Source organism: Candidatus Bathyarchaeia archaeon, from assembly GCA_038873195.1.
Taxonomy (GTDB): Archaea; Thermoproteota; Bathyarchaeia; order Bathyarchaeales; family Bathycorpusculaceae; genus DSLH01.
In genome coordinates, this window is the sequence record JAVZEV010000001.1 from 1,355,063 (window position 1) to 1,379,970 (window position 24,908).

At 42.7% G+C, this 24,908-nt stretch carries 23 protein-coding genes and 1 rRNA gene; 12 read left to right on the forward strand and 12 right to left on the reverse strand.

The window, feature by feature from the left end:
- Positions 1–34 precede the first annotated feature (34 nt).
- On the forward strand, positions 35–1,072 hold the full coding sequence (locus QXW63_07580; protein MEM3461752.1) for a DUF4921 family protein: 1,038 nt from the start codon (positions 35–37) through the stop codon (positions 1,070–1,072).
- On the opposite strand, the gene QXW63_07585 is transcribed toward QXW63_07580, so the two are convergent.
- The 4 genes from QXW63_07585 to QXW63_07600 all read right to left on the reverse strand — a co-directional run bounded on the left by QXW63_07585 (position 1,064) and on the right by QXW63_07600 (position 5,398).
- Positions 1,064–3,148 carry an amylo-alpha-1,6-glucosidase gene (locus tag QXW63_07585; GenBank protein MEM3461753.1) on the reverse strand — a complete coding sequence of 695 codons (2,085 nt, stop codon included), beginning with the start codon at positions 3,146–3,148 and terminating at the stop codon, positions 1,064–1,066. The genes QXW63_07580 and QXW63_07585 overlap by 9 nt on opposite strands.
- Entirely contained in the window at positions 3,149–4,030 is an 882-nt protein-coding gene (locus QXW63_07590) for an ARMT1-like domain-containing protein (protein MEM3461754.1), read from the reverse strand.
- Positions 4,031–4,043: 13 nt separating this feature from the next.
- Positions 4,044–4,706: a triose-phosphate isomerase gene (gene tpiA, locus QXW63_07595; GenBank protein MEM3461755.1), complete on the reverse strand. Its 663-nt coding sequence runs from the start codon at positions 4,704–4,706 to the stop codon at positions 4,044–4,046.
- A gap of 116 nt (positions 4,707–4,822) precedes the next feature.
- Positions 4,823–5,398, reverse strand: a complete 576-nt coding sequence (locus tag QXW63_07600) for an arginine decarboxylase, pyruvoyl-dependent (GenBank protein MEM3461756.1) — start codon at positions 5,396–5,398, stop codon at positions 4,823–4,825.
- Between the two features lie 117 nt (positions 5,399–5,515).
- Here QXW63_07600 and QXW63_07605 point away from each other — a divergent pair, with 117 nt between their 5' ends.
- Genes QXW63_07605 through QXW63_07625 form a run of 5 tightly spaced genes read left to right on the forward strand, consistent with a single transcriptional unit; the run spans position 5,516 to position 8,674 of the window.
- On the forward strand, positions 5,516–6,700 hold the full coding sequence (locus tag QXW63_07605; protein MEM3461757.1) for an ORC1-type DNA replication protein: 1,185 nt from the start codon (positions 5,516–5,518) through the stop codon (positions 6,698–6,700).
- A complete protein-coding gene (locus QXW63_07610; protein ID MEM3461758.1) occupies positions 6,681–6,977 on the forward strand; it encodes a winged helix-turn-helix domain-containing protein in 297 nt (98 codons plus the stop codon). The genes QXW63_07605 and QXW63_07610 overlap by 20 nt, the downstream gene beginning before the upstream one ends.
- 12 nt (positions 6,978–6,989) lie before the next feature.
- Entirely contained in the window at positions 6,990–7,682 is a 693-nt protein-coding gene (locus tag QXW63_07615) for a hypothetical protein (protein ID MEM3461759.1), read from the forward strand.
- Positions 7,621–8,163 (forward strand): cyclic pyranopterin monophosphate synthase MoaC, encoded by a 543-nt coding sequence (gene moaC / locus QXW63_07620; protein ID MEM3461760.1) that lies wholly within the window; start codon positions 7,621–7,623, stop codon positions 8,161–8,163. The genes QXW63_07615 and moaC overlap by 62 nt, the downstream gene beginning before the upstream one ends.
- Positions 8,138–8,674, forward strand: a complete 537-nt coding sequence (locus tag QXW63_07625; GenBank protein ID MEM3461761.1) for a MogA/MoaB family molybdenum cofactor biosynthesis protein — start codon at positions 8,138–8,140, stop codon at positions 8,672–8,674. The genes moaC and QXW63_07625 overlap by 26 nt, the downstream gene beginning before the upstream one ends.
- Before the next feature lie 26 nt (positions 8,675–8,700).
- On the opposite strand, the gene QXW63_07630 is transcribed toward QXW63_07625, so the two are convergent.
- A complete protein-coding gene (locus QXW63_07630; GenBank protein MEM3461762.1) occupies positions 8,701–8,991 on the reverse strand; it encodes a hypothetical protein in 291 nt (96 codons plus the stop codon).
- A 195-nt stretch (positions 8,992–9,186) separates the two neighbouring features.
- On the opposite strand from QXW63_07630, the gene moaA reads away from it, so the two are divergent.
- Together moaA and QXW63_07640 are read left to right on the forward strand one after the other, a co-directional pair.
- On the forward strand, positions 9,187–10,110 hold the full coding sequence (gene moaA / locus QXW63_07635) for a GTP 3',8-cyclase MoaA (protein ID MEM3461763.1): 924 nt from the start codon (positions 9,187–9,189) through the stop codon (positions 10,108–10,110).
- 64 nt (positions 10,111–10,174) lie between these two features.
- On the forward strand, positions 10,175–11,092 hold the full coding sequence (locus QXW63_07640) for a GNAT family N-acetyltransferase (GenBank protein ID MEM3461764.1): 918 nt from the start codon (positions 10,175–10,177) through the stop codon (positions 11,090–11,092).
- A gap of 93 nt (positions 11,093–11,185) precedes the next feature.
- On the opposite strand, the gene QXW63_07645 is transcribed toward QXW63_07640, so the two are convergent.
- Positions 11,186–11,683, reverse strand: a complete 498-nt coding sequence (locus QXW63_07645) for a metallophosphoesterase (GenBank protein ID MEM3461765.1) — start codon at positions 11,681–11,683, stop codon at positions 11,186–11,188.
- A gap of 183 nt (positions 11,684–11,866) precedes the next feature.
- Between QXW63_07645 and QXW63_07650 the strand changes: the two genes are divergently transcribed.
- Complete coding sequence (locus tag QXW63_07650; GenBank protein MEM3461766.1) at positions 11,867–12,208, forward strand: winged helix-turn-helix domain-containing protein; 342 nt, start codon at positions 11,867–11,869, stop codon at positions 12,206–12,208.
- A 63-nt stretch (positions 12,209–12,271) separates the two neighbouring features.
- On the opposite strand, the gene QXW63_07655 is transcribed toward QXW63_07650, so the two are convergent.
- The 3 genes from QXW63_07655 to QXW63_07665 form a co-directional block, all read right to left on the reverse strand.
- Positions 12,272–12,394 carry a hypothetical protein gene (locus tag QXW63_07655; protein ID MEM3461767.1) on the reverse strand — a complete coding sequence of 41 codons (123 nt, stop codon included), beginning with the start codon at positions 12,392–12,394 and terminating at the stop codon, positions 12,272–12,274.
- A gap of 101 nt (positions 12,395–12,495) precedes the next feature.
- On the reverse strand, positions 12,496–13,848 hold the full coding sequence (locus QXW63_07660) for a hypothetical protein (protein ID MEM3461768.1): 1,353 nt from the start codon (positions 13,846–13,848) through the stop codon (positions 12,496–12,498).
- Positions 13,849–13,947: 99 nt separating this feature from the next.
- Positions 13,948–14,772, reverse strand: a complete 825-nt coding sequence (locus tag QXW63_07665) for a winged helix-turn-helix domain-containing protein (protein MEM3461769.1) — start codon at positions 14,770–14,772, stop codon at positions 13,948–13,950.
- Between the two features lie 123 nt (positions 14,773–14,895).
- Between QXW63_07665 and QXW63_07670 the strand changes: the two genes are divergently transcribed.
- The gene (locus QXW63_07670; protein MEM3461770.1) at positions 14,896–16,377 is read left to right on the forward strand and encodes a glycosyltransferase family 2 protein; all 1,482 of its coding nucleotides are present in this window, start codon (positions 14,896–14,898) and stop codon (positions 16,375–16,377) included.
- A 607-nt stretch (positions 16,378–16,984) separates the two neighbouring features.
- Positions 16,985–18,479: ribosomal RNA gene (locus QXW63_07675) — 16S ribosomal RNA — on the forward strand.
- 372 nt (positions 18,480–18,851) lie between these two features.
- Here the strand turns inward: QXW63_07675 and QXW63_07680 are convergent.
- The 3 genes from QXW63_07680 to rqcH all read right to left on the reverse strand — a co-directional run bounded on the left by QXW63_07680 (position 18,852) and on the right by rqcH (position 24,048).
- Entirely contained in the window at positions 18,852–20,267 is a 1,416-nt protein-coding gene (locus QXW63_07680) for a hypothetical protein (GenBank protein MEM3461771.1), read from the reverse strand.
- Entirely contained in the window at positions 20,260–21,747 is a 1,488-nt protein-coding gene (locus tag QXW63_07685; protein MEM3461772.1) for an AAA family ATPase, read from the reverse strand. The genes QXW63_07680 and QXW63_07685 overlap by 8 nt, the downstream gene beginning before the upstream one ends.
- 240 nt (positions 21,748–21,987) lie before the next feature.
- Positions 21,988–24,048, reverse strand: coding sequence for a ribosome rescue protein RqcH (rqcH, locus tag QXW63_07690; GenBank protein MEM3461773.1), 2,061 nt, complete (start codon positions 24,046–24,048; stop codon positions 21,988–21,990).
- A 92-nt stretch (positions 24,049–24,140) separates the two neighbouring features.
- On the opposite strand from rqcH, the gene QXW63_07695 reads away from it, so the two are divergent.
- The gene (locus tag QXW63_07695) at positions 24,141–24,908 is read left to right on the forward strand and encodes a hypothetical protein (protein ID MEM3461774.1); all 768 of its coding nucleotides are present in this window, start codon (positions 24,141–24,143) and stop codon (positions 24,906–24,908) included.

Here is a 24,908-nt window from a genome sequence, read left to right on the forward strand (position 1 = left end):
GGCGAATAATCTAATCCTTGCCGAAGGTCTGCTCATGCCACACAATGAAATCCGCAAGGATTATTTGCTAGACCGTTGGGTTGTCATAGCCACAGAACGAAGTCGCAGACCCACAGACTTCGCCAAGAAAGAAAGAGAGCAAGCTAAAACCACAGTTTGCCCAATGTGTCCAGGCAACGAGCACATGACGCCGCCAGCAGTGCTTGTCTACATTAAAAAGGGCGAGGGCATCGGAAAAGACAAGGACAAGAACGGTTTTAGGCATAAGAACTGGCTTGTTCGTTGCGTTCCAAACCTTTACCCTGCATTTTCTCCTCCAGAAAAGAAAACCAGCAAAAAAAGCATTCTTAAAAGAAACGATTTGGCTGCAGCCATCGGACATCACGAAGTCCTTATTGAATCGTCAAACCATGATGAACACCCAGCCGATGCAAGAATCCCCCAGTTAATCCACGTGATTAATGCTTACATTGACCGACTTCGCTGGCTTTCCGCAAAAAAATACGTGAAATACGTCTCAATCTTCCGCAATCACGGATTAGAAGCAGGAGCCTCGCTTTCACATGCGCATAGTCAAATAATTGCTACGCCGTTTGTTCCAAAGACTGTTGAAGAAGAGCTTATGGCTGGTAAGAAATTTTGGAAACAAAACGGAAAATGCGTTTTCTGCAGCATAATAGAAAAGGAGATTGATGGACCGAGGCTTATTCTCGAAAACTCGCGCTTTGTTGTTTTTGCTCCTTACGCAAGCGTTAACCCCATGGAATTCTGGATAATTCCTAAAAAACATGAAAGCACTTTACTAGGCATGTCACAGACTGAAGTTAAAACTTTCGCTGAAACATTAAAAACATGCCTTAAAGGATTAAAAGAGCTAGTGAACGACCCACCTTATAATTACGGTTTTCACTTAGCCGCCAGCAAAGACGCTCGCAACTATTACCATTGGCATCTGGAAGTTTATCCGAAACTGGCAATTTGGGCTGGATTCGAAAAAAGCACAGGCACGTACATAAACACGGTAACGCCAGAAACAGCAGCTGAAAGCCTCAGAAAAACAATTTCAGCTTAATCTTTGTAAAACTTGCTTTTCATATTTCGGTCTTTTTTGCATGACATCTTCAACGTAAGCTCTTAATGGCTCGGCCACACTCCATGCTTGAGCAATGCATCCTTTGGGAGTATGTGGTGGTTCTCCATCAAAAATTTCGCTTATCATGCCTAATCCAGCCTTAACAATTTGTTCAGTAAATAAGGGTAAAATGAAATTTTTCAAGGCATATTCGCGTCTATATTCAACGTAGCCTTTAGTTTTCAAAAACGCCGTCACGAAAGGCCCAAGCAGCCAAGGCCAAACTGTGCCATTATGATAGGCTTTGTCTCTGCTATTTCTGTTTCCAGCATAAACGCCGACATATCTTGGGTCGCTTCTTGCGAGAGTTCTCAATCCGTAAGGCGTCAAAAGCTCGTGGTGGACGGCATCAACTATTTTTTCATTTTTCGTTTTATCTAGCATGGTGAAATCCAGAGAAACGGCAATTATTTGATTAGGTCTTAAGGAATCGTCACGAGCGTTTTCGCTCACCACATCAAATAGACAGTTTTTATCCGGGTTCCAGAATTTTTCGGCAAAACTCTTCTTTGATTTCTCAGCCATCTGTAAATATTTTTCCGCTTCGTTTCCTTCTTTAAACTTGCTTGCTAACAATTCCATAGTTTTAAGAGTATTGTACCATAATGCTTGAATCTCAACGGCTTTTCCAGCTCTCGGGGTTAATGGCTGACCGTTTATTGCCACGTCCATCCATGTTAATTGCGGGCCGTGAGAAAGCAAACCATCATGGTCTGCATGTATGTCAAAAACTGTTCCTTTGCAATGGTTTTCCATAATATTTTTTAGCGTTTCCCAAAGTTGGTCCTGAACAAACCTAAAATCCTCTGTATATTTTAAGTATTGTAATATCGCGTTTACAAACCACAATGTTGCATCAACAGCATTATAGACTGGCGGTTCTGTTTGCTCTGGAAGACAATTTGGAATCAAGCCTTGCTTACAGTAATTTTTGAATGTTAAGAAAACTTTTCTTGCATCCCCAAATCTTCCAGTCACAAGCAATAAACCAGGCAGAGAAACAAAGGTGTCTCTTCCCCAAATTCCAAACCATGGATAACCCGCAATTATAGACTGTTGCGTGTCATCTGTTCCCTTAACTAAGAACGTATCGGTTGCTGATAAAATCCAATTTAACCAGTCACTTCTAGGAAAGCCTTCATAGTTTTCGTAAAATTTCGCCAAATTCGCCTCGCGGCGTGCTGTTTCCTGTTCATACAGCACTTCTGCGTCATAGGTGGTCAAAGGCATTTCAGCCAGAATTTTCTGCGCATAATCCTCACTTTTGTCAGCGACGGCAATTATAGCAAAATCTGCTCTTTTGTTTGCTTTCGTGTCTACTTCAAAATAGCCGGGTTGATAACCGTCGTCTACGCAGCTTTCTCCACGCGCCGCTTCTTCACGGTAATATAGCTTTTCAATCCATTTGCCCGCGTCATGGTAATGTCCGTTTGTAGCTTTCATCATAAGTACAGATTTCGGAGTGCCAAAGTACATGTTTACTTCCTTGTTTTCATGTTTTAGAGCAAATTCCCATGATATTTTCCATCTGTCAGTAACCGAGTGGATGTGTCTCCAGTTTATTAAGGGAAAAACGCGGATTTTAATGTCAGAATCGTTCTTGTTCAAAATTTTGTAGATTGCTATCGCGGCGTTTTTTGCGTGAGGCATGAAAATAGTTTTTTGAATCTCCACGTTTTGTATCAAATAAGAGTATTTTGGGAAGGGCGAGATTGAAAATTCTTTTAGGAGTGCATATCCTTGCGGAAAAATGCCATTTTGGAACTCATTAGCGTAAAGAGAATATGTGTTGTTTCCTATGCTTACTTCCTCGTCCAACTTTGCTAGGCATACTCTGCGGTCTCCGGGTGGATTAAAAGCAGCTACAAGCAACCCGTGATATTTTCGCGTGTTCAAGCCAAAAACAGTAGAAGAAGCGTAACCGCCTAGACCATTCGTTATAATCCATTCTTTCGAGATTGCATCATCGAAGCGAGAAAGCACTTCACTGTTAAGGCTTATGACTGGCAACCTCATTTACGGCATCAACTTTGCAACATTCTTCTCTCTTACTACACCAAAAAAGTTTGCTACTGGATTACACTTTGCCCTAAAAAGTAACGCGTGTGGCTTTCTCAGTTTATATTCCGTAAGAGTTTCTGCGTAGCCCATGCCCTTCGCAAAAACCACATCTACGCTATTGTAAATCTCAAGAAATTCTGTTGAAACTTCCTTAACCGCTAGTCCAACAGCGTCTGTACCCGTCGTTATTATCTTATCCGCAATTTTGTTCATTCCAGAAACCTCAGCATCCACTAAAGTGGCGTCGTTTATTACTGGACCGCCTTTCACTGCAACAATAACGGTTAAGCCCATGTTTTTCAACTGCTCCACAAGCAATGTGTCAAAAACGATTTCTCCAGCATTATCCGCCAAATACAGAACCTTGCGTGCTCCTTTTGCTATCTCGTAAATTTTGCCGGTGTCGTCTATTGCTAAATCTTTTGCTGCTTCTCGAAAACTCTTCCTCAAAATGCTAAAGGTAAACTTGTGTCCGGGAATGTCAAATTCCATTATGTTGCCAACCATTGCGCACAAGCATGCTTTTTTGAATCTGTCTTGCTGCGCGTAGCCATCTTCCACCATTTTTCTTGCGTATGGCAGAAGCTTCAATGCTTTTTCGTTGCTTATTCGCTTGCTTCTCATGTATGGGTCATTGTTGCCCGTTACTCTCTTTATTATTCGGTCTCTCTTCGTTCCCAAATCTGCAGGCACAGCGGTCGGTCTAAACTCTTTGTGGAGTAATCGTATAACTTCATTCATTGCTCTGAAACGCAATGCAGGGTTTGTCGTGGCTTCGATGGCTTCTGCTGATGCTCTGTTGAGAATACAAGCTGCACATTCTGCTTCGACTTTCAAACGTTCAACACGCCTATTTCTTTGCTACTTCTGCAAATTCCCGCAAAACAGTATATGGGTCTTTTGCCTTCACTATGCCGCTTGCAACCAACACTCCTTGAGTGCCAAGCTTCAACGCTGCCTTAACATCTTCTCCGCGGGTTATTCCAGCGCCACAAAGTATCGTTACTTCGGAGTTAACTTCTCTGACGAGCTTCACGGTGCCAGTTACAACCTCTGGCTTAGCCTTTGAAACAGGGATTCCCGTGCCGATAAGTTCTGGAGGCTCAACAGCTATTATGTCTGGTTTAAGGGCTGCCACCGCCGCGCTTACGTTGGGGTCATTGGCGCAGACAACTGAAAGCAAATCTTGTTCACGCGTTATCATGATTGCTTCATTGATGTCTGAAAGTTTAAGCTGCCTCTCCGAATGGTTAATTAACGTTCCAACAGCGCCTGCTTCCTTTACAGATTCAGCAAGCACGTGTCCCGTGAAACTGCCCGGCTTTATAGGGTCTATGTGTTGAGCAAAAACTGGAATCTTCACAACTTTCGCGACTGCCGCGATGTCTGCAAACTGGGGAGCAACGCCGACATAAACAGATGTCTCCTCATTCACCCTTTCAGCTTTTTTTGCAAGCTCAACTGCTTTTCGTCCAGTTGCTTCAGAGTATGTTTTGAAGTTGACAATTATCATTGGTGTTCCGAATTTTTTCGGCAAGAGTAACCCACCTATCTTAGGTTAACTTTAACAGTTAATATTATTTTGGAACAAAAAAATTGGTTGTGGATGTGCCGCGACTAATCTCGCACCTAACGGTTAAAAGCGGTTCGTTTAGGCACGAAAACAGCAGCAGCAATGGTTGTGGTCCATAAGCCACCCTTGTCTCCGGTTGCAGATTGCGTTATATTCGTTGTTTTGATGATCATTCCAGTGGTTTTGAAAAGCTGTTTCCTTTCGTCCCAAGCAGTTTCTGGGTCGAACTGAATTCCCATGGTTGTAGCAAGCATTGTTGCCGCTAAATCTTCTGCGTAGTCTCCTGCTTTGTCGTCTGGCTGTCCGTAAGAGTGGTGTTCGGACAAGTAGCCATAATTGTTTTTACCTGAAGGAATCGCAACTCCTATTGATGACGCTATAAGCCTGTGCGGCTCATTAGTTTGGTTTCTGGCTAAAACAACAAAAGTTATTTCGCCTGGTCTTATCATTTTTAAGCCACGTTCTCTTGAGATTAGCTTGCAGCCTGGCGGTATTATGCTTGAGACGTTCACTATGTTGCAGTGTTGTATACCAGCGTTTCTCAGCGCCAACTCGAAAGATTGCAGTTGCTCTTTGTGTTTTCCAACACCTTTCGTTAGAAAGAAATATTTTGGAATCATTTTGCAATACATTTAGCAAATGCACTTATTAGTTTTTTGTTTTTGTAATACACAAATTTTGATTAGCGCTTCTCACAGCAGGAGAAAAGAATACATGTAAACGCGCATAGTTTATTTGAGGTCAGTTTAGTGTCGCATTACCGAAGCGTATTCACGGACGAAACAAAGCTTGATTTAAACTATGTGCCCTTTAGGCTTCCACACAGAGACGCTGAACTGCGTTTGCTTATGAAGTTTTTCGGTTTTATGCTGCAGTTTCCCGGGAAAATGACTCAGCGGGTGATGATAACTGGTGATGTGGGCTCTGGCAAAACTGTTCTTTCTCAACGTTTTGGGGCTGACATTTCGCGTGAAGCAGGCAAGCGTGGAATAAATCTTCGGTATGTGCATGTTAACTGTCGCGAATACCGCGGAAGCTTGTTCTTATTATTGCATCATGTAGTTTCCACTTTTCATCCGAACTTTCCAAAACGCGGTTACTCAGCAGAAGAGCTTCTAGGCATGCTCATGCAAATTTTGGATGAAGAAGACGCCTATGTTATTTTGACTTTAGACGAATTTGAAAGCCTCATCGAAAGAGAAGGCTCTGACGCTGTTTACAAGCTCACGCGATTGCATGAAACGAGGCAAAATAAGCCTCAAAGGCTTTCGCTTGTTTGTATTTTGCGAAACTTAAGAGCGATTGAGCGGTTGGATGAGAGTACACGTAGCACTTTGCAGTCTAACGTAATCAGTCTTGAAAGATACTCAAAGCAGCAACTGGTAGACATCCTTAACGACCGTGTTTCGCTTGCATTCAAACCATTAGCTGTGCTGGAAGACTCTGTGAGCTTAATAGCTGAGCTTGCCTCTTCCGAAGGCGGAAACGCGCGTTTCGGCATTGATTTGCTTTGGAGAGCGGGAAAATACGCAGACGCGGACGGATTGGATTCCGTTACGCCTGATTGTGTTCGAAAGGCGGTTTCAAGTGTGGTTCCAGCCATGCGAAAAAGCGAATTAACAGCTTTAGGTTTTCATGAAAAGCTCCTTTTGTTGGGGATTGCTAGATGTTTTAAGGAGAGTCGTAAAGCTTACATTTCGCTTTCTGAAGCAGAACAATTCTATGCTGTTGTTTGTGAGGAATTTAATGAGAGAACGCATAGCCACACGCAGTTATGGAAACACTTGCAAAGCCTTTCTTCTTTGGGCGTAGTAAAGACGGAGGTTTCGACTGTTGGCTCTCGAGGAAGGTCAACGCTTATTTGCTTGCCTAAGATTTCCGCGGAGGATTTGGAGAAAGAATTAAGTGTTATTATTGAAAAGGAGAAAGCGTGAACACTTTATGGATGTAGAGGATGTTTTTTCTTCTAAGCTTAGGATGAAGATTTTGAAGATTCTGGCGCAAGTGGGCGAGCTTAACGTTTCTGAGATTGCACGTAGGCTTGGCGTCAACTATAATATGACAAGTAGGCATCTGAAGGTTTTGGAAGACGAAGGTGTTGTTAAGCATAAAGTGTTTGGAAGGATACGCTTGTACAGGTTTGACGAGAATTCGCCTAAGGCTAAAGTGGTGCAGAGTCTTATTGAAGTTTGGGAGCGCGCAAATGAGTAGTGGTGGGGAATTTTGTTTAAAGAGGATTTTGAAGAAAAAATAAGAGAGTTTGAAGAAGTGTTGCAGAAGGTTGCTAGCGAAATCGCTAGTGGTGTCGTGTCCGAGAAACTTTCTCCTTCTGAACTGCTCGCAAAGACTGAACATGACGTTAACAGTATGAAAGATTTGGCAACACACGGCGAAGAACTCATGCTTGTTCTGAAACCGGAAAAGGCGTCGACAATCAAGTTAAAGTGTAAGAATCTAATTCAAACGCTGATAAACTTCAAAGAAATTCTCCTTCAAACCACTCAAGAGCCGCTTGCAAATTCGCGTTTGGCTTATGAACAATTGAGGAAGGCTTTGTGTGATGGTTCAGATTTCCTCTTTCTAATGCGCGAGGTTAGGGATAATCCATCTCCGCTCATAGATGCTATAATAACTTTTAAGAAGGCTTCTGAGACGAAAGGTTCCGTCATAAGCATACAAGCAAAAGAGGATATTCAGCCCCTTATCAAATATGTTTTAGGTCGTATTGACGATTTTAGAGTTGCATTAATCGCTTTGGAGAAGAAGGTTGATGAAATGAAACAAATTATGCGGGAACTTCAAGAGGAAAGCCTAAAAATCCTTTCAAGCAAACATTCTTCGCAGCCTAGTTTGGCTGAAAACAAGACAGAACAGAAACAGCTTTCTCTTTCAAACTTTAAAACTGAACAAGCATAAAGAGGAAAAAAGCATGTCAATGGTTGATGTGTCGGATAAACCTGAAATCTTTCGCGAAGCCACCGCAACTGGAACTATTAGACTTAAAGCAGAAACTGTACGCTTGATTAAGGAAGGAAAAATTGCAAAAGGAGACCCGCTCTACACAGCGAAAATAGCTGGAATTTTGGCTGCCAAAAACACGAGCACTTTGATTCCGCTTTGTCATCCGCTGCCTTTAACAAACGTAGAAATTGAAACAAAAATTTTAGACAAAACCACTGTACAAGTTACTTCTGCTGTTAAAACGAAAGCTCAGACTGGCGTTGAAATGGAGGCTCTCGTCGCCGTTGCTACCAGCCTTCTAACCATCTGGGACATGGTTAAACAATATGAAAAGGACGCTGAAGGACAGTATCCGCATACGCGTATTGAGAATATTTGTGTAGTAAAGAAAATCAAGGAAGGAGTTTTAGGTGAGCGAAAGCGTAAGAAGGCATAAGGCTGAAGCGCCTAAGAAGCTGAAATTTGGCATTTTCATATGCAGCACGTCGCGTTATCAAAAATTGGAAAAAGGTGAGAAGTTTGAGGATGTTTCTGGTGACTTGGTTGAGTCTATGCTTAAAAACGCTGGGCACACGGTGGTTTTTAGAGAGTTGATTCCAGACGATAAAGCTTTTATTGAAAAAGGCGTAAAGCAAGTTTTGTCTTCTGCAGATTTAGATGCTGTCATATTTTGCGGCGGCACAGGCATAGCTCCTTCAGACATGACAATTGAAACGGTCTCATCATATTTAGAGAAAATTCTGCACGGGTTTGGCGAAATTTTTAGGCTTTTAAGCTTCAAGAAAATAGGTTCCGCTGCAATTTTGTCGCGAGCAATCGCTGGGGTCGCAAAAGGCAAGGTGTTTTTCTGCATTCCCGGCTCACCTGACGCAGTGCAGCTTTGCGTCAAAGAGCTTATTTTGCCTGAAGCGCCTCACGTACTAAAGCATGCGCGCGAACGAACTTGAGATTAGCCTCTTACAAGTCTGGTTTGCTAGGTAATTGTTTGCAATCCTTCTAGGATTTCTTCTATTCTTTCGTATTTTTTTCCATTTATTATGACCACTGGTGTTTTTCGAATCCCACGCTTTAGCGCTTTAAGTTTGTCAGTCATTCGTGAAATGTCGTATACTATTATTTTTTCTTTGGTTTTATTAGCCACTAATAATGCTTGTTCTAAAGCGGTGCTGTCTTCTTGGGAAACTATGCGCCCTTTGAACTTGGAAGAAAATAATTCGCTTGCTCGCGCGGCTGTTTCTGGGAGACAAATTATATGCGTAGACATTTCCCTGGCGAAGCTTATATCGCCGGAGTAAGGGGAATGGGAACGTACAAAAATTTCTATCAATTATGTTCACCAATAATTTAATTATTTTTTTAATATTTAGCGTTGTCGAAGTATGTAAAGTCACGTCTCTTAAGCAAATTTTATATTGCCGGAAGTTGCTGACATCGTTAAGCATGCTCGGGAATAACGATGATACTAAAGGACAATTATGGACGACCACTCCTCAACTTACGCTTAGCAGTTACTAGACGCTGCAATCTGCGTTGCCAATTCTGCCACATGGAAGGCGAAGAAAAAAATGCTAATTCTGCCGAGGAAATGGCTGTTGATGAGATTGTCCGCATTGTGCGAATTGCTGTGGAGCTTGGTGTTTCAAAAGTGAAGCTTACAGGCGGAGAACCGTTAATGCGGAGGGACATCACAGAAATCGTCAAGGGCATCGCATCCTTACAAGGCTTAACGGACCTTTCCATGACTACTAACGGGACATTGCTTACTTCTTTAGCTGAAGAACTCCATGCTAATGGCTTGAAACGCTTAAACATTAGTCTTCCAACACTAAATGAAGAAGTTTATGGCAAGTTAACTGGCGGCAGATTAGGCGATGTTGTGGAAGGCGTTAAAACCGCTGTGAAAGTTGGATTTTATCCTGTTAAGCTTAACATGCTTGTTTTGAAAGGCGTGAATGATTATGCAGTTCCGGAAATGATTGAGTTTGCCAGTGAAACTGGAGCAATTTTGCAGCTTATTGAGCTTGAACCGGTAAACATTGACGACGCGTATTACTCTGCAAGTCATAAATCTTTAGATGAGTACGAAATGATGCTGAAAGAAAAGGCGGTAAACGTTGAGGTTAGGCAGTACATGCAAAACCGCCGTGTCTACCACTTGCCAAGCGCAAAGGTAGAAGTGGTGCATCCACTAGAAAACACAAGTTTCTGTATGCACTGCACACGGTTGCGCGTAACAAGCGATGGAAAACTGAAACCATGCTTGATGAGGAATGGTAATCTTGTGGATATCCTAACGCCTTTGAGAAACGGGGCAAATGACAAAGAATTAACTGAGTTGTTTAAACTGGCAAACCAGAGAAGAGAGCCATACAACAAGAGTTAACTTTAAACTTAAACATTTTTATTACACATTAGCGCCAAATTCTCAGCAAAAAGGAGAACACATAGTGAAGATAGTAACCTACAGAGACTTAACATCAAAAGACGGGCTCTTGCCCCTGATGGACCAAGCCTTTCGCTGGCCATTCAACCATAGAACATTTGAAGATTTCATCAAAAGCGACCCAAGGTCGAGAGACGGTCCCGTCGGTTTCTGCGCAGTGGAAAATGATTTGCCGATTGGTTTCGTTGGAGTCATGCACTTGTCTACTCGAACGATAGATGGAAGCGTAGAGCGTGTTGGCGGAATCTATGGAGTCGCCACATTGCCAAGTCATGTGCGGAAAGGAGTTTCCACGGCGTTAATGAAAAGAGCCCATGAGTATTTTGCCGAGAAAGGTTTCCGCTTTTCTTTTTTAACAACAAGCCGAACTCTCATAGCACACGCGTTTTACGAAAAACTCGGCTACTTTGACGTTACCCAATATCTAAGCGCCTACAAGGTAGTTACACATAAAAAAGCTGAACTCTCTACAAAGAAAGAAACTGTAAAGTTTGATTTCGACAAAATCTTAAAAATATACAATGAATTTTCACGGGACAAAACTGGCTTTGTAATTCGCGACAAAGAACATTTGAAAATGCTCAAGAAAGGAGAAAGAATAACCGCTAAACAATGCATGTTCAGCGAAAAAGGATACGCCATATTCAGAAAAGACCGAGAAGGGGTTTGGATTAGAGAGCTTATTGCATTGACCGCGAAGGATATGGAAAGGTTAGTTAGCAGAATTGAACAGCAAGCCAGAGACATAGTCTACGATAGAATTGTTCTAAACAACGCTTTACTTCAGTTTTACGAATCTCGCGGCTACATGATCCGCAGAGAAAGCCACTCTGTTCTCATGGCGAAACCTCTAACAGCGAATGCTTCAATAAAACAAGCATACGGCGACAAATTCTTTATGACATCTCTGGACTGGTTCTAAAAAGTATACAATGAATTCTCAACCTGATTCAACCTATATATAAGTGAGGGGATAACTCTGCAGAGAGCGAAATTTCACAGAAACATTCTCAGTCTACAGTTGGATTATCTTCGCTTCACGCTTCATCGTGTCAAGCAAAGCAATCGTTGATTTCCCAGTCAAATACCCACACAACTCTCCGGGATTAACAACCAACGTTTTGCCCTTCCTATAAACTCCAGCCGTATGAGAATGCCCATGAACCACAACATCAAAACTTTCACTATCAATCAAAGCCCTCAACAACTCTTCCTCAGTTCCATGCAACAACGCAATTTTTGCATCATCAACAACAATCATGGCAAAGCTTCCACGAATTTCAAGAGCAGAGTTTTCGCTGAACCTTTTCTTCAAAAGCTCGCGGTCGCCATCATTGTTGCCAAAAACCCCTATCATTTTTGCCTTTAACTTTTTGAATTTCGGAATCACGAACGGCGCAACATAGTCCCCAGCGTGAAGAGCAAGTTCAACTTTTTCCTCGTTAAATCTTTCTATGGCTTTCTCAACTAAAGGCAAACGGTCATGTGTGTCTGAAATTATGCCTATTAACATCTTTTCACTTCCTTCCTAAATTTTCGTTTTGGGAAAATAAAGCCTTCTCATAGTTTAATCATATAGAAGTTTGTTCTAGAGAATATTTCGATTCTCGGAATAGTTAGACCAACGAAACACCGCTTAAAATGCTCCATAACGCTTTTTCAAATAGAAAACTGTTCTGAAAGAGGAATATAGAAAATGAATCCTTGGGGTTCGAACCCGTCCCAGAAAAGGAGAGATAAACTGTACATAATCGCAGAGATTTTGGAGATAGCGAAGGATGGAACGTTAAAAACTCAAATCATGTACAGAGCGAACCTTAGCTTTACACAGCTTAACGACTATCTCAAGTTCATGTTAAAAATCAACCTGTTAGATAAAACAGAAGAAAATGACAAAGAAATATACAGGGCAACCGCGAAAGGGTTGGATTTTCTTCAACGTTATCGTGAAATAACGGAACTGATTAAGGCAGAAGGCGAAAATTACAATAAAAATGGCGTTAAGATACCGCCTCCGCATCTTCTGAAAAGAAACTAAAACCGCCTATAGCTGCTGAACTTTGCAAAAGTCTTCTTTATAAAAGAACAAAACTAACTCAAACTATTTTTTACGCTTCTGCTCTTTCAGATAGCTTTTGACTTTTTCTTTTAACGCTGGAAACTCATCTAACATAGCCTTTATGACTTGCCAACGAATTTCCTCATTCTTTGCGTTAGCGCTCATGCGAATAAACGACCTCTAATAGTATGTAGCAATACTCCATATAAACCTTTATTTCCACCATGAAATATTCCTCCAACAACAAAAAAAAAGAAAAAAAGGAGCTAGTGAATGCCTACGATGTTCACTGGTTTCTTTCTCATTCTCAAAGTCGCTACAGCAAGAACAATCACAATTGTTGCTCCGATTAGAATTGCCAGCAGCGTCGGCGATACAAGCGTTGGAATTAATGGAGCTGAGGCAAGCCCTATTGTGGGGTCATGTTCCAACGTGTAGTTGCCAAAGTATGGATAACAAATGAATAATCTTAAGTGAGCCCCAGCAGCAATGTATGAAGCAGTAACATCCACGTAATCAACAGTAGCGCCTGCATCGTCTAGAAGTCTTGCCCATGGAACAAATTCGAGAAAGCCTGAAATGTTCCCTTCAACTTTTGCATATTGTATTCTTGTGCGGTTTCTAAAGTTACTAGTTACGCGTACTTGTCTTTCGTACTCGTTTTGTGTTTGATTTTCAGTGACCGAGTAGTAATCATCGTTTACGCTTGCGGCTTGCATTTGAGATTTTGTTTCGACAGTTTCTTGATATTGATTTTGAATTTCATTTTCCGCGGCACTTATGTCCTCAATTTTTATTGAAGCCATGTTAATCCATAAAGCTAATCCCGTTCTGTTTGTGGGTATTTCAATGTCATTATTCCTAACAAACTGGTTAATTTTGTCGATGTTCCATTCCCAATTGCTTACAACAAAGTCAAACTTTAATTGTCCAACTGCGACTGTATAATTGTATTCTGGATAGTTTTCATCAGGCGTTTCCGTGGTTGTTGTGTTGTAAAATCTGCATCTTATCTCAATGTTGTTTTCTGCAAACTTGAAGCCGGGATGGCCATATACTTCTGTTAAGGTGAAGTTGAAGGACCAGTAGGAAGAATCTTCGTCAACTACAAGCGTTGGAGGTGTAAGGGTCCAGTTGCACGCGCTGAAGGGTAGAAAGGCACGATGCAAACCAAGCAATAGCCCAAGGAATTGGTTGACAGCCCAGTTATAGCGCCAATTGCCATATCCATATCTAAGACGCAGTTTCGGCTCAATATAGTTCTTCCACAACATTGCATTTATAGTGTCGTTGTCCGCATTGAACCTTCTTTGGTAATACTGCCTGTCAAGTAAGAGATATTCAATTACGCCTTTGAATTTCACCACATATACAGTGCTGTTATCGTTTGTATACCACCACAAGAACATGGGCTTCCTCCCACTCGCTGGAAAAATAAGTGTTACCAACGGAGTTTCAAATTTGTACCATATGCTTCTCCATTGCGGATCAATTTCTACATTCACGGGTGTTTCGTCATTTTCTTCAGCGTTTGCTGCTGGCATTAGGATTGCAAACGTAGACAGCGATAGAAGCAGTGTCAAACTCAAAGCCAATATTTGATTTCTTTCAATTTTCACGGTTTTTCACCGAAAATAACCATGTAAAACGGCTTATTAAGAAAATCGTTTCGAAAAAACCCGAATATGACTTCACTGGGGTTCTAGAAAACTCGAACTTTACGAGAAACGTCCAAGCATGAATAATATTGCCATGTTAAAGTACATTGCTGTTAGGCTTATGACTACTGCTTTATCAAGTCTTATTCCTTTTCCAAAGCAGAAAGCCGCAGAAATCAGCAACAAACTCCATATTTGTAAGAATATCAAAATGAACTGCAGAACCATATGTAAGTAAGCTACGCTAAGATTTGGGAAAAATGCGAAAAGCGCCATGTAAATGTACGGGTAAACTGCTAAAGGCGTAGCCGCTAAACCAACACAAACAAAAAGCTGAAGGTCATTTCCCACACGCCGATAAAGCAAATAAGTGAGAAGTTCTGCAAAAAGAAACAATCCAATCCAGCTAAAAACAAACAATGCCATTATACTGTTGAAATTATAAGTAGAGTATGGAAAATAGAAAAACATTAGTGGTTCAAGGTCAGCATAGGCCGCGCCCAAAGCGCCGATAAGCAGTATGACAACTGAAACTGGTAAAAGCTTTAAAGGTTTGGCTGTTTTGGCGAAAACAGGCGAGAGAAAAATCCATTTTCCAACACGGTGACTGAAAGTTTCGCTTATCTCTAAGGTTGCTGGAACATTGCCCTCTTTTAAGATTCTGTAAAGCGTTTGTCCACGGTCATTAAGCTTGTACTTGCGTTGTTTGTCTTGCGTTATGAAGTCTGAAAGCATGTCCAAATGATAGTAAACTGTGCCAACACCCAAGCCTAAAATTTCTCTCAACTCTTTAAACCCAATCTTCTCTTGCGCGCCTAAAATCTCGATTATTTTTCTGCGTGCAGGGTCCCTAAGTAAAGTGTAATATCGCGATAAATCTTCCATTTGGGCGCGTTTCTCCGTAATTCTTGACACTTGTCGCATGACCATATTTAAAAATTTCTTATCCCTAGCTACCGTTAAAACATGTTCTTAGGGATGTGCTCTTCTTTTTAGAATATTGTTTCGTTGGGAATAGTTGCTTTATCTAAAGAAAACACTGTTCAATCGTGGAAAGGAGAAGCTTCGAACCTGGTTACTAAGGGGATAGACTTGCCCATAAAACTGGAAGAACTGAAACATTCCAAAGCAGTTTATCTACTTTTTCTTATACCCGTTATTCTGGCTTATGTTTCATGGCAGTTCTTCCCCTTATTCGCAGATTGGCTCATAACGCGGGTTTTTGGATACAACGTAGCAGCACAACCACCAAATTGGCTTTGGCACTCGATTGTCTTCTTTTTCTACAGTTGGTACACGTTTTTAGCCATAGGTATTGCAGGAGTTTGGGCAGTTGCTGCATGGGTTGCAAAAACTCGACGGGACAGTGCAAAGCAAGTATATTATCCCATGGTTTCTCTTATTGTTCCAGCATACAATGAGGAGCGAAACATTTCACGTTGCTTGGAAAGTCTCTTCAAATGTGCCAAGAACTATCATGGACCATGCGAAATCATCGTTGTAGATGATGGAAGTACCGATTGCACCTATGAAGTTGCTTGGGCAACCGTAGAACTTAACCGCAGAAAACATCCACACATACGTGGAAAAGTTATCAGGCATTCTGCAAATCTTGGCAAATCTGAAGCTATCAAAACCGGCGTGAGTAAAGCGTTAGGCGGTTTGATAGGTATTGTTGATGCAGATTCTTGGTGGATGCCAAATACGCTGGTTAGGCTTGTCGATTTCATGCTTCTTAATGGCAAAAAGGCTGTAACGGGTTATGTGCATCCTTCAGACGGAAATGCCGAAGTGAATCCATATGTGGTTTTGCAGCAGCTCGAGTATAGTCAAGGGTTAGGAGTAGCTCGCTGTGCCCAGTCCTTAGGCAATAATGTATTGGTTGTTTCTGGCGCCATAGGCTTGTATGATGCAGATGTTTTGCGTGGAATTCTAGATGAAAAGAGTTTGCGTTCTGTTACTGAAGATTTGGAAATAACGCTGGAAATGCATAAGAAAGGTGCGCATGTTGGCTACGTTAATGTTGCAACAAGTTTGACGGTTGTTCCATCTTCATTTAGCATGTTGTGGAATCAACGCTTAAGATGGTTTACCGGCTGGCTCCACAACACTTTAGGCATTCATAAAGATTTACTGCTGAAAAGGTCTTGGTTAAGCTTGCTTTTGTGGTACTGCTATATTTTTGAGTATGGCGGCGCTTTTGTGGATTTGGCTGCTTTATTTGCGTTTCCATTTCTCTTTTGGTTTGCTCCTGACCAAATATTCTTTGTTATCAACTTGCTAGTATTCGCGTCTTACGGCTTGCTCATAGGCGTAATAAACCAAGCCATAGCCCTAAAGTACGCATACAATAAACACAATTACAGAGCTCTGCTCTATTACACGCCTTTCTACCCGATTCTGCGGTTAATTAACATTCTTGCACGCTCAACCAGTTCTGTCAAATATTTGTTCGGAGACCACGGAAATTGGCATAGCGTTAAGAGCTAATTTTACCCTGTTTTCAACATTTTTCATACATCTCCAAACTATAAACCTGAGATAAAAACGTCAAGGCGTATCAAAATTTTCAGAATAGTACTTGAAGTCTTAAATGCGGAAACTTTCAAAGCGGTTTTGTCGGCGATACTTTAGGATTTGGATGTTGCAGGTTCTCAGAGTGTTAAAATAGTTACCATATTGACAAAGGAAGTTCCCAGGGGAGAATATGCTAATGTTAAACTAGACAAGGTTATCGCACGCTTAAGTGAATTACTTTCCATCTTGAAGATTGTTGAGCAGTAAATAAGAACATATATTAGAGCGAAAAGAAATGTTTATATCGGCTAAGTCGCCTTCAAATTCATTTTGGCGACTAATTAGCCAAGCCCCGCAATTCTCGGCGGCGGCTCAACCCCAACTACAAAGGCGTTTAAACGCCCTACAGGATGAGGACGGTTGGCCTCCAATTGCGGGGACAAACATGTGGACCTGACACGCTCACACGTTAGGTCTGAAATGGGCTTTGACGTTCAGTGGCAATTTCCCCTCCAAATCCAGTCGGCTTTGCCGGCTGTACCACAATAAACGTCTGGCTTGTGGTCAGCACGGAGCAACAACTCCGGTTGATCCTGCCGGACCCCACTGCTATCGGGATGGGACTAAGACATGCTAGTCGTGCGTCTCCAAGCCATGATGGAGACGCGGCGCACAGCTCAGTAACACGTGGCCAACCTACCCTTGGGACGGAAACAACCCCGGGAAACTGGGGCTAATTTCCGATAGGTGAAGACTCCTGGAATGGATCTTCGCCCAAAAGGCGCTTAGATCATGCTTCTAGGCGTTGCCCAAGGATGGGGCCGCGGCCGATCAGGTTGTTGGTGAGGTAACGGCTCACCAAGCCTTTAACCGGTTCGGGCCGTGGGAGCGGTAGCCCGGAGATGGGTACTGAGACAAGGACCCAGGCCCTACGGGGCGCAGCAGTTACGAAAATTTCGCAATACGCGAAAGCGTGACGGAGCTATCCCGAGTGCCGTCCGCTGAGGATGGCTTTTCCCCAGTGTAGATAGCTGGGGGAATAAGGAGAGGGCAAGTCTGGTGTCAGCCGCCGCGGTAATACCAGCTCTCCGAGTGGTGGGGACGTTTATTGGGCCTGAAGCATCCGTAGCTGGCTGAGCAAGTCCTCCGTTAAATCCAGCGATTTAATCGTTGATCTGCGGGGGATACTGTTCGGCTAGGGGGCGGGAGAGGCCGACGGTATTCTCGGGGTAGGGGTGAAATCCTATAATCCCGGGAAGACCACCAGTGGCGAAGGCTGTCGGCTAGAACGCGCCCGACGGTGAGGGATGAAAGCTGGGGGAGCGAACCGGATTAGATACCCGGGTAGTCCCAGCTGTAAACGATGCAGGCTAGGTGTTAGAGCGGCCACGTGCCGCTCTAGTGCCGCAGGGAAGCTGTTAAGCCTGCCGCCTGGGGAGTACGGCCGCAAGGCTGAAACTTAAAGGAATTGGCGGGGGAGCACCACAAGGGGTGAAGCTTGCGGTTTAATTGGAGTCAACGCCGGGAATCTCACCGGGAGCGACAGCAGGGTGAAGGCCAGATTAAAGGTCTTGCCAGACAAGCTGAGAGGAGGTGCATGGCCGTCGCCAGTTCGTGCCGTGAGGTGTCCTGTTAAGTCAGGCAACGATCGAGACCCGCATCCCCCGTTGCTACCAGTCTTGTGCTGGGCACACCGGGGAGACCGCCGCCGATAAGGCGGAGGAAGGAGCGGGCCACGGCAGGTCAGTATGCCCCGAATCTCCCGGGCCACACGCGAGCTGCAATGGCAGGTACAATGGGTTCCGACCTCGAAAGGGGGAGGTAATCTCGAAAGCCTGCCGTAGTTGGGATCGAGGGTTGTAACTCACCCTCGTGAACATGGAATCCCTAGTAATCGCGCGTCATCATCGCGCGGTGAATACGTCCCTGCTCCTTGCACACACCGCCCGTCGTTCCACCCGAGCGACTTTTGGGTGAGGCGTGGTCTTTGTTGGCTGCGTCGAATCCAAGTTTCGTGAGGGGGGAAAAGTCGTAACAAGGTGGCCGTAGGGGAACCTGCGGCCGGATCACCTCCTATGTAATATATGGCCTTGCAAGGCTGGCTGGAGGAGAAAGGGTGAGGAGCAATGTCATGGTGGGAACGTCAAAGCCCATTTACTAGTTAGTGTGTTTTTGTGCTGTGCGGAAGCTATAGCCCCTCCCTTATAAATAGGTTGAAGTGGTGGTTAGAACTTGCTTTTGGATGATTTGTTTGTCTTCTTGCAATGTACCCCGCTCTTGATTATCGTTTGTTTTTAAACTCTCAATCATTTATTATGAAGGTTTATTCTTGCATTAGGATTTTTAGTTGTTCTATTGTTCTTGCTAAAGCTAGATAGAGATTGCCAAGAATGAGGTTAATCTCTTCATCATCAAAATCAAGTACCTTAAGCTATTGGTTTTCGTTCTTATGTTTCTAGTGATAATATTTTATCCATTGCTCTCCGTAACGCTTCTTCATTTCGTTTTTCATAATCGTTTCTTGGCTCCAAAATAACTAAGATTAGCTTTCTCTTCTCTCCTGGGTCAGCAAGAAGAACTCCTCCCTTTTCATCGATTCGAGACACTGTTTGAATAGTGTCTCTTACTTCTTCCTCATTGAGCTCTTCGGGTATTTTTTCGCTTTCTATGCTTGGTTTTCTAATAATTAAGACGCCAACGGGGATATCGTATTCATTCATATAACCAAGAATTTTGTATCTTGACATAGTAATGTATGTTGGAGCTGAACTAAATTTGTAATCTAATACAACAAATTGTTTCTTGTCCCCGTTGAATTGAATTTCTAGGATAGTGTCGGGTATGCCCTTCGTAAACCCTGTTTCTATTGGTCCATTAATTAAGCCTTCTCGTGTCGCATTTGCCACCCAACTGTTAAGGGCATCGAATGTTTTGTTGTAGTAGATTTTGATAGAGCACACTTTGTACTTGCTCTTTATGCTGACCGTGGCTTGATTTGCGTCGAATCGTATTTCATAAGGTACCAAAATACGACAGAATGCATTTACAATCTCAAGGAGACCGTAAATTTCATAGAGCTTAGGAACAGGTATGCGAAGAACAGCATAATGACTACGGAGCTCTTTTTGCAAGAAAGATATTTGTTGCTTAAATTTACGTCTCCATCTCAATAATAAGATATAACCTATGCTTGTTTTTGTGCGAGAATATACGCTCTTTTCGACCGAAGCCTCAAGAAATTTAATTAACATTTCGTTGCCTTGATATTTTTTAGCATCATCAACAGCCGCTCTCAGTTGTGGAGTTTGTAAGACCCCATCTAACAGCGCAATTGCTCTACGTGCCTCACCGAGCAATTGCTCGAGAATTCTGTGCATGAAAAAGTTCGGGGTAGCCAAGGCAACATCAAGTATTCTTTTAAGCTCATAACAATTCTGTTTAACTTCGAGGATTGTTAATGTTGTTAGGATATTTTCCGGAATTGTAAAGACCTTAAAAGGTTCTAAGCAGTGTATCTCTCGCGGTATATTCTTCCACTTTAGTAATGTCTCAGGCCATGAGATTCTGCCTTTGAGTAAACCTTCGGTAACCGGCACATAAATTTCGTTTTCTTCAAAGTTAATTCGCCTTTTAATTAAAGGAATTATTGTAGTAACGAGTTCATGAAAAAAGACGTGTAGGCGCAAAGCGCTTATGAATTCTGCTGCGATTTCCATAGGTTTTCCATAAATATTTAGAATAAGCCTTTCTCGAAGCTCTTCTCGATGATAGTAATACAAAAGGAATTGCCAAATACGGTTAGCCATGTATTCAGCATATGATTTTTCGCTATATTGTTCAGAGATTTGTAATGTATTACTCATATGTAGGATACATCTCTTGGAGTTGGCGTAATATTAAATGCATTTCACGTGCGTCGAGTATTTCTTTCACCTTTTTGTATTGATTTTCAAGTAGTCCTTCGAGTTGAGGCGCAACATACGAAACAAGCGCAGAATCAATAATTTGACGCCTATCTACTCCTTTATATTCACTCATGTAACTAGTTACGAATTTCGCTGCATCAATTATTTGCGCAGTTCCTATGCTCCTAATGCTTCTTATCTCTTGAATTATCCCGAAAAATTCATCTATCGCAACATCTGCTTCGAGAGAAATTTGCAAAAGTTCCTTTACTTTGTCCTTTACAATTAATTTTTCAGCTTCTGAATCTTTGGGAACGTCCAAATAAACTGTTGCAAATCTTCTCATTAATCCATAAGACACCGTGTAGAGGTAACTTTTGTCAAAAGTATTGATAGTACCAATTATTCTGAAGTCGCTAGGCACAACCTTTAATCCATTTTCGATTATAACCCTTGCGGGCTCATCGCAAAGATCTTTGCCTTTATCATAATACATTTTTATTTGTTGCAAAACCGTTTCTGGAATGAACCACTTCGCTTGATCAGTCGAAGAAAATATCGTATAAAGTTCTCCAAAGGCTTTGTCCATATTAGCTCTGTTAAATTCATCGATAATCAAGAGACACCCAGTATACCCCTCTTTTTTATTTCTGTTCATAGTGTGTTTTGATAATGCAATGAGAAGGCAGCCGGACTCCCATAACACCTTGTCGCCGTATACTACAGGGCCACCAATGACATGATGCCTTGACCATTCTGACGTTGCTGTAACCAGGTAGGGCTCTTTGTTAAGAGTTTCAGCCACGCATGTTGCCAGCTCGGTTTTTCCGGTACCTGGCGGACCTGCAATTATAACGTGCTTTCCGGAGTTAAGATGAGCAAGAATCTCATTGGCAGTTTCTTTGTTTATTAACAGCTTATGCTTTGAAAGTGTTTCATCTATTGAGACTTTGCTCTCAAATGACAACTGGACAGCCCACTCTTTTTTGAGAATTTCTAAAATATAGTTAGCAGTCCTGTTTTCAACTGGGGCCAGAGAAGATTGTATAATGTAAGGCGGACTTATTGGTACCACATCATCCCAAAAATTAGGGCTGAGTCCTTTTTGTGCTTTCGGAGAAAGCAACTCTATTTTAACTTTAAATCTCCAAGGCCAGTTATCTCCACTTGGACTTGACCTTGGCCAGTAGGGAGAATTGTCGTGCCCTAATTTTTGTGATATTACACCTACGCCGATTACACCACGTTCTGGTTTTTTATCTGGGCCTTTGCCTCGTGTTGTAAACAAAATAACCTTATCACCTTCACTGACATCGTCGTAAAAATGTTTCCCAGTTTCGCTGAAAGCCCATAATATCTCATGTGTTTCACTATTAATATCTCTAAGACTACGCCACCAGTCTCGAGGGTCTCCTTGAAGCGCCCACCACTTAATCATAATGGTTCCCAGCCACTATATTTCAGTTTTCTTATTTCAATTTATCTTCAATTGAAAATAACTCAACAACCACGCCTCTACGCTTAAGCTCTTCAACAAGCAAATCTCGCAGTGTCATTTCTGTAGGCTTACCCAAACTCATCCAGCATCAACCATACCCTACCGTTATATCATAAATTAAACATATATTAGAATTTACTCAAACACCAACCTAACACAAAACTGCATCACCGTTAAAAATCATTCCACCAAAATTCTACCCTTACCATAAGGAATAAACTCTCTAATCGCTTCAACAGAAGCCTCCGCAACCATCTCCCGATATTCCTTCGGCAATTTCGCAGCCAAACTCCTCAAAATCCGCCTAAACAACTCTTTACCCGCCATGTCTCCAGGCACAACAACAACATACGCGTCACTCTTCGCCTTAACAGCATCCACTGGACCACCGCCGACGCGAATCCGTCCTTCTTCTTCATTCACAGCAACACCAACGCCTACCCTAAGCGGAACATTACGCATCCAATTTCTCTCACCACGAACAACAAAACCCCCACGAGGCACACTCTCACCAGAAGACCCACCCTTACTCAACTGCGAAGGCTTAACCCAATAAACATCAACCACACCAAAACCCTCACGCCAACCACGCGAAAAAGCAGCAGCAAACTCCCCAGCCTCCCGCAAAGTCTGCTCACCCGGCACTTTACCCTCAGTCTTAACAACAACAAACGGCGCACCAACAACATCAGCATGAAAAACCACATCCTCCGCCTCCACATACTTCTTAACCAAAACCTCATTACTCACCGCGTCCTTACCCGCAACAACCAAAAAACCATCCGAAGAAACAAACCACCTAAACTTCTCAAACCACTCCCTATGCTTAACTTTACGCCTAACCATATCCTCCAAAACCTCAGCCGGCCTCGCACCCTCGAACATCTCAGCCTCCCCAATCTTAGCCTCAACCTCCACCAACTTCTTACGCGTATCCTCCAAAGCCGCCCTAGCACCTTCCAACTTCTGCCTAGCACGCTTACTCCTCTCAAAAAACCTCGCAGCATTCCCAAACACGCTACTACACAAATCCAAATCAAACCGCAAACCATCCACACAAACCCACAACACCATATTTTTAGCATCAAAAGACTCAAAAAACAACCAAGGACTAACCCCAGAACGCTTCTCAGCCAAAGCCTGCGCAACAATCTCATCCCACTCTTTTCCACCCTTTTTAGCAGCCAAAAACCACTCCATTAAACTCTGAAGCTCACCACTATGCGCATAAATCAAATCGCCAACACGCCTATCCCTCTCAGCCTTACCCTCACCCTCAACAATCATCTCCTCCTGACCAGCAACAACACGCCTAAGCCTCTCAGCCTCACGACGCAAAACCTCCACATCAACACCAGCCGCAGCCTTCTCCACCGCCGCAACTCTAACATAAAACTCATCCAAAGCCTCATTAAAACTCCCATAAGACTCAAACCTAAAACTTTCATAACGCCTAAGCTTAACCGGCACAACATCCACCAACCCGCCTCCCTCATCCAAAACAACCAAAGGCTCAAGCTTACCATCCAAAACCTGAGAAAGCATCTCATGCAACAAATCAAAAATCAAGCTAACTTCAGCATCGCCAAGAACATTACATGGCTTGGTCTTGTCTATTCCCGCTCTTAACAAAACTTCTTCCGCATAAAGCCCACCAATGCTTAAAAGACGCGTGATTGCCCTAACAACCTCAACATCACCAAACTTCGCAAGCGCATCTCTAAATTCCGCTTTACTCACCCTAAACGGGTTCTTTCCACCCGAAGGCGCAAAACGAAAAACCCCACCCCGAACAACATCACGGTCCCGCATACGCTTATAACTCAAAGCATGCAAAATCACACCCTTCTCATCAACCAAAACAACGTTACCATCACCAAAAACCTCCAAAACAAGCCGCAACCCACCAGCCTTCGACTTAAACGAAAAAACCACAACCCTCTCAAACTCATACTGCTCAACACCAATAAGCCAACTGTTCCGCAAATACTTCCTCAAAGCCATACAAAAAGCAGGCGGCACCACAGGCTTCTCCAAAACATAAGAAGTCAAATGCAACCGCTTACCAGCCTCCAAAACCAACCGAAACGCAGGCTTATCAGGCTTATGCAATTTAAAAATCAAAGTTTTCTCATCTAACTGGTAAACATTGTTAACACGAGAACCCAAAATAGCCTCTCTTAACTCTCGAACCACCGCCGCCACATCAAAACTCGTAAACTCCCGCTTCACCAACAACACGGCATCACTCCAGAAAACTAATACCACTAAACTATAAATAGGCAACTTTAAATCATAATCCAAAATATAAAATGCAAAGACGCTGAGACCCTATGAAGCCTTTAACAAAAATTTACTGGTCAAGATTCGCGCTGGGCATTATAGCCGCTTTAATCTGCATAGGCTACGGCTTCGCCACTGGATTCATTTACACAAACCTCGTCTTCAATCGCTCTGGGGAAGACGGAGACACAACGCCACAATACTGGTCTTCCTCAAACCAAACGCTTACAGAATGGAGCACAAATTATGCACGAACGGGAACAAGGAGTTTAAGAATAAACGTTGCTAATTCAAGCGCTGAATGGGTTGGCACAGTCAAGCAAGTCCAAGAAAAATACACGTATCATCTATTGGGCTTTTTCAAAGGAGAAGTCCTAGCGGACCAGTTTTTCTTGGCAATAAGATGGTTCTCTGACACGGAAGGAAATAATCAACTAGCACAAGACAACATTCCAATATCAGTAGGCAATTATTCACGTTGGACACTAATTGAAAAAGAGTTTCCCGCACCGCAAGGAACAAAAAGCTGCGCAATAGTGTTCGGTGCAACAAACGCCACTGGAGACCTGTACGGAGACGATTTCGAAATAAAACAGCCAGAAACATTACCCCAAAGCCTCGGATTATCTTCAAAACTCTTGACAGGCATATCCCTGGCAATAGTTGTTTACATACTGTCCTATTACGTTATAAAAATGAAGTTTATGCATGTGGTTGAGAAACCACGAAAACTCTTCATGACAGGAATAGGCATATACTTTCTAACGTGGCTGGTTTCCTGGATTCTATTCTACACGTTAATAAGCACTTTACTTTAG

Excerpts from the sequence above, each read along its gene's own strand:
- QXW63_07580 (MEM3461752.1), top strand. The coding sequence starts at position 35 with ATGCCACACAATGAAATCCGCAAGGATTATTTGCTAGACCGTTGGGTT.
- QXW63_07585 (MEM3461753.1), bottom strand. The coding sequence starts at position 3,148 with ATGAGGTTGCCAGTCATAAGCCTTAACAGTGAAGTGCTTTCTCGCTTC.
- tpiA (MEM3461755.1), bottom strand. The coding sequence starts at position 4,706 with ATGATAATTGTCAACTTCAAAACATACTCTGAAGCAACTGGACGAAAA.
- QXW63_07600 (MEM3461756.1), bottom strand. The coding sequence starts at position 5,398 with ATGTATTGCAAAATGATTCCAAAATATTTCTTTCTAACGAAAGGTGTT.
- QXW63_07630 (MEM3461762.1), bottom strand. The coding sequence starts at position 8,991 with ATGTCTACGCATATAATTTGTCTCCCAGAAACAGCCGCGCGAGCAAGC.
- QXW63_07645 (MEM3461765.1), bottom strand. The coding sequence starts at position 11,683 with ATGTTAATAGGCATAATTTCAGACACACATGACCGTTTGCCTTTAGTT.
- QXW63_07650 (MEM3461766.1), top strand. The coding sequence starts at position 11,867 with ATGAATCCTTGGGGTTCGAACCCGTCCCAGAAAAGGAGAGATAAACTG.
- QXW63_07655 (MEM3461767.1), bottom strand. The coding sequence starts at position 12,394 with ATGAGCGCTAACGCAAAGAATGAGGAAATTCGTTGGCAAGTCATAAAG.
- QXW63_07665 (MEM3461769.1), bottom strand. The coding sequence starts at position 14,772 with ATGGAAGATTTATCGCGATATTACACTTTACTTAGGGACCCTGCACGC.
- QXW63_07680 (MEM3461771.1), bottom strand. The coding sequence starts at position 20,267 with ATGAGTAATACATTACAAATCTCTGAACAATATAGCGAAAAATCATAT.
- QXW63_07685 (MEM3461772.1), bottom strand. The coding sequence starts at position 21,747 with ATGATTAAGTGGTGGGCGCTTCAAGGAGACCCTCGAGACTGGTGGCGT.
- QXW63_07695 (MEM3461774.1), top strand. The coding sequence starts at position 24,141 with ATGAAGCCTTTAACAAAAATTTACTGGTCAAGATTCGCGCTGGGCATT.